The sequence below is a fragment of the Nostoc sp. CHAB 5715 genome (genome assembly GCF_020829685.1).
In the GTDB taxonomy this organism is placed as follows: Bacteria; Cyanobacteriota; Cyanobacteriia; order Cyanobacteriales; family Nostocaceae; genus Nostoc.
In genome coordinates this window covers 1-4312 of sequence record NZ_JAIVFR010000675.1, presented here as the reverse complement: position 1 = coordinate 4312, position 4312 = coordinate 1, and the positions used below count along the sequence as shown (strand labels likewise).

4 protein-coding genes and 2 pseudogenes are annotated in these 4312 nt (G+C 44.5%); 4 read left to right on the top strand and 2 right to left on the bottom strand.

Annotated elements, in window-relative coordinates:
- Positions 1-171 precede the first annotated feature (171 nt).
- Complete coding sequence (locus tag LC574_RS28805; protein WP_229457058.1) at positions 172-318, bottom strand: hypothetical protein; 147 nt, start codon at positions 316-318, stop codon at positions 172-174.
- 62 nt (positions 319-380) lie between these two features.
- Positions 381-620, bottom strand: a pseudogene (locus LC574_RS39295) (helix-turn-helix domain-containing protein); the annotation flags it as partial.
- Positions 621-924: 304 nt separating this feature from the next.
- Between LC574_RS39295 and LC574_RS28800 the strand changes: the two are divergent.
- The 4 genes and pseudogenes from LC574_RS28800 to LC574_RS28785 form a co-directional block, all read left to right on the top strand.
- On the top strand, positions 925-1773 hold the full coding sequence (locus LC574_RS28800) for an Ig-like domain-containing protein (protein WP_229457057.1): 849 nt from the start codon (positions 925-927) through the stop codon (positions 1771-1773).
- A 37-nt stretch (positions 1774-1810) separates the two neighbouring features.
- Positions 1811-2074: pseudogene (locus LC574_RS28795) on the top strand (helix-turn-helix domain-containing protein); the annotation flags it as partial.
- A 620-nt stretch (positions 2075-2694) separates the two neighbouring features.
- Complete coding sequence (locus LC574_RS28790) at positions 2695-3552, top strand: hypothetical protein (protein WP_229457056.1); 858 nt, start codon at positions 2695-2697, stop codon at positions 3550-3552.
- A gap of 93 nt (positions 3553-3645) precedes the next feature.
- On the top strand, positions 3646-4312 hold a 667-nt coding region (locus tag LC574_RS28785; protein ID WP_229457055.1), incomplete at its 3' end, for a hypothetical protein.

Genomic DNA, 4312 nt, shown 5'->3' with positions numbered 1-4312 from the left:
ATTAGCTAACAGCTAACCGCTAACAGCTAACAGCGGGGTATTAACCTCCCCAAGATTAATTTTTCGCCCACGAGGGGCGAGGCATGTACCGGGTTAATAGCTAATAGCTAATAGCTAACAGCTTTGTAAACAAAGCTGATTAACGGTTGAAGAAGCCCAATAATGCTTAATCTACGCCCACGGCGCAATGTGAAGCTCTAAGCGTTTTTGCTCACCTCGTTGGTAATAGGTATAACTTGGCTCGCTCCACATACAGAAACCTGATTCATCCAAATACTTCAGGTCTATTTCTCCAGTGGCAGCAGATAATTCCAACATATCTAGGTCTGCTTGCTTTATTTCTTTGGTTTTTGGGTCTTGCTTACTTTTGTGACTTTTTCTTACTCGCTTCCAAATGACCCCCTTTTTTTGAGTACCCGTCTTAATCTGTCGGGACTCAGTTTAATAGAGCGATCGCCTTCTAATTTTTGAGCTAATTGAAGACTGTTGTATGTGCGTGGTTCTTTTTTCAAGCATTCTTCCAAAAAAACTATGTCTGACTCCTTGCACTTCGGTTTTCCCCCTCGACCTGGTTTCTCCCAAAGTCCTTGTATACCAAGCTTTTCCCATTTATGCAAAACTTCTCTGACTGTTTGTGGTGGTAAGTTTTAATGGGCAGCTATTTTTTCAACGTACCAGCCATGTGCATTTAACCTGATTATCTCTGCTCGGTCTTTGACTTTCTGTGGTGCATCCGCAGTTCTTAGGTTTAATAGAGTTTTGTCCTGATCGCGAATAAAAGCGATTAGCGGTTAGCGAGCTTGCGATTAGTTTTAGACAAGCCGCCCAATATGAGCGGGGTATTAACCTCCCCAAGATTAATTTTTCGCCCATTAAGAGCGAGGCATGTACCGGGCTAATAGCTAATAGCTAATAGCTAACAGCTTGGTCAAAAACACCCAAAAACTACGCGCCCATCTCTTAGTCACCTCGGTAGATACATTGTCCGTATTTATTTATCTTTACATAGTTTGGTTTTTTCACGCCGACTTACTTAGTTACGCACTATTTGCAGTTGACCGTGCTGGCTTAAACTTAATCTCACTCTCCAATACTTCCCCTACTGCCTCCCTCACTCTCTCTATAGCTGGTGATGTTAACCGTGATGGGTTGGTTGATGGGGTTGATAGTGGATTGTTAGCGGGGGCGATCGCAAGCAGCAATTATAATTCTACTTACGACTTCAATAGAGATGGTGTCGTAAATGCTACTGATGTGCAGATTCTCGGCAGTAATTATGGCTTTAGTGCGAATCGTGCGCCTGTTGTCACTTCTACATCTGTGCTGACACATACTGATTTATCAACTAGCGTTGCACTGGATAAATTAGCTACTGATCCTGAAGGGGATGCAATTTTCTACCGGATTATGAATCCGGTGAATGGGGCAGTGACATTTACTCCTGATGGTCATTCTGCTTTGTTTACACCGACTGCTGGTTATTCGGGAACGGCGAGTTTTGATGTTGTTGCTTCGGATGGGTTTAGTAGTTCTGCACCTGCTAAGGTGACGGTGAATGTCAGTAATGCAGCGTTGGTTAATCTTGATTTTGCACGGCGTGGTTTGCGGTTGGATGTGGGTGGAAGTACTGAGTTGGTGGTGGTTGGGGATTTTGCTGACCAACAGGATGTGATTCTGCCTTATGACTACTTGCAGTTGGCGTCGGATAATGCGGCGGTGGCAACGGTGTCTGCGGATAAGGTAACAGGGTTGAGTGATATCATGTCCGGGTAATCGCTTACGATAAAAGTAGTGAGTGCAAAAATGACTAATGCCGAAACGAATTAGTGTAACCACACATCTGAGTCTAGAAGAGCTAGAAAAACGTTACCGTCAAGCGAAAGATGGCATAGAAAGCCGTCAGTATCAGATTATCTGGTTAATAGCGCAAGGAAAAAAAACGGAAGAAGTGGAGGAAATCACTGGCTACAGCAGAACATGGATGTACGCATTAGTAAAAAGATACAACGAGTTAGGGGTGGAAGGAAAAGGACTTCGCAGACAGTTAAACCAAGGTACACAGCCGCTAGTTGATGCCCCAGTAGAGGTAAATGTTGGGGCTAAGTTTTATGACATGGGTAAAATGTTTGTCCCTCATTTTGGAACTGACCTTTTTCTTTACCACACTGTCCGAGACAACATTCAACAGCTTCAGAAAAGCTTGGGCATCTCTGGAGTGAGGATGAGAAATATCTCTGTGCGTGATCGCCTATTTTCATACCCAACATTAGAGGATCAGCTAATCACGCTGGATGAAGATCGTGTCATCCTTCAACAAGCTGTGCCAGAAATCATCAAGTATTTTATCAGCCTTGTTCAGATACCGCCTGAATAGAGATTATTTTTAGTTGATGAGAAAGAGCAGAAAATTCCTACTTCAGTCAGCGCAGTTGAAAATGCGGCATCAAAGACAGTAATTGCAGAGATTTACACCGAATCTTACAACTGGGAGCTAACAGGCGCTAACTGCTGGCGAGGCAAAAGTGTTGAAAGATTAGACCCTGATGAAATCCGTCTTACCCTTCATCTCGACTGGGACGAGAACGAGTTCATCTTTTTTGAAGCCCAACACCCGGACTCTAGCAGATTTCCTTGGACAACCGAAGTCGCTTACTAATAAACCAGTTATTTCCCCTGCCTCTTCAAGGAGCCAACATGAATTTACCTTTAAATCAGTCCGTATTGTTGGAGTCGAGAACACTGAGGACTTCAGCTTTAACAAATTTTGAGAGCGACAAAGCTTTATCTATTCTCTCCAAGGCTAAAGCAATAATTTTCGCTGTCTGGAATGGTAGTGGTTGGGCCACCACTGCACAGATTGCAGAATACTTCGAGGTGAGTGAATCAGCGATTAAAGAATTGTACAGAAGCAATCAAGAAGAATTTAACCTCCAAGAAACTGAAACCCTTGTGGGGCAGGCGCTTAAAGATGTTAGACAGACATTCTGTCTAAGTCCCAGAACACCAAAAGCAAGAGTTTTTAGTCCTTTAGGCGCTCTCAGGATTGCGATGTTATTACAACAATCGGAGGTGGCCGCACAGATCCGAACGATACTTATTGAAATCGTTGCAGCGATACCCAACACAATTGCATCTCAAAACCAAAATCATGTACCAGTCCTCCCTCCAGTTGAGCAACGGCTAGATACTTTTGTCAAAGCAATGAAGACTTTAGCCGAACTCACCGGTGGCAGACTCAACCCATACATAGAACAGAATTGCAAAGACTTCGCCGCCAATCTGATAGCTGACTACAACAGACAGTCACTCTCCGGCACACAAGAAAAGTGGCAAGGCGTGGTCAACTTTGCAGAGAGCGAACTTGGAAAGAAAGTCCCCCTAAGCGGCACTCACTACCGGGGACACTTGGGTACATGGGTGAGAACATTTTACCCACACTTAGGCGATCGCCAGGAAACGCGATTGGTTAACGGTGTCCAACAGCCCATCTATGTCTACGCTTGTCACGAGCCGACTGTTGCAGCTGGGTTGACCAAAGCTAGAGATATCTAAAGAATTGGCAACAGTTGAACTCCAAAATTTCTTAAGTGGATTAGCTGTTGAACTTCAGACTTTAAGCCACATCGAATTTAGTGAGGATGAAGTATGATTGTCACGCAACTACTGACACCACAACCATATATAAGTGCATCTAAAATAGAAACTGTTGGTAGGCATCCTCTGAACTTCTACGAGTCTCCATCTTGGTTCACAACTGAGCTACTACGTCATGTTCCGTTATCTGGTGTCATTGGTGAGCCGTGTGTGGGGCATGGAGCAATCGCATCATTACTATCGGTGTGGCCTTACACCAAGCAAATGTGGACGAACGATATTGATCCACATAAAGCGGCTGATTACCATTTGGATGCAACACTATCCCAGTCATGGGATTCTTTGCCAGAGTGCGATTGGATCTGCACTAATCCACCATATTCGGAGTTTGCTGCACCAATTATCAAGAATGCCTACCAGAAAGCGCGTATCGGTGTAGCCGCATTCCTTCTAACCAGCTTTCTCGAACCCTGTGATGACCGGGCTGATTTCTTACAGCAACACCCGCCGTCACTTGTCATCATCATGCCGCGCTTCTGTTTTCGCAAGGATAAACGGGGTAGTCGTTGGGCAACGGACAACATTACCATCTCGTGCTTTGTCTGGGATAAACGTGCAACAGGACAAAGCATTATTGTTCGCCCCAAGTCTCAAATCCTGGGTTTTTACAAGAATCCAGAACAGGCGATTTCGCCTGAACAGGCTTTTGAGATTGTAC

What these genes read in the sequence shown, in the direction of transcription:
- LC574_RS28805 (WP_229457058.1), bottom strand. Translation starts at nt 318, where the DNA reads ATGTTGGAATTATCTGCTGCCACTGGAGAAATAGACCTGAAGTATTTG.
- LC574_RS28790 (WP_229457056.1), top strand. Translation starts at nt 2,695, where the DNA reads ATGAATTTACCTTTAAATCAGTCCGTATTGTTGGAGTCGAGAACACTG.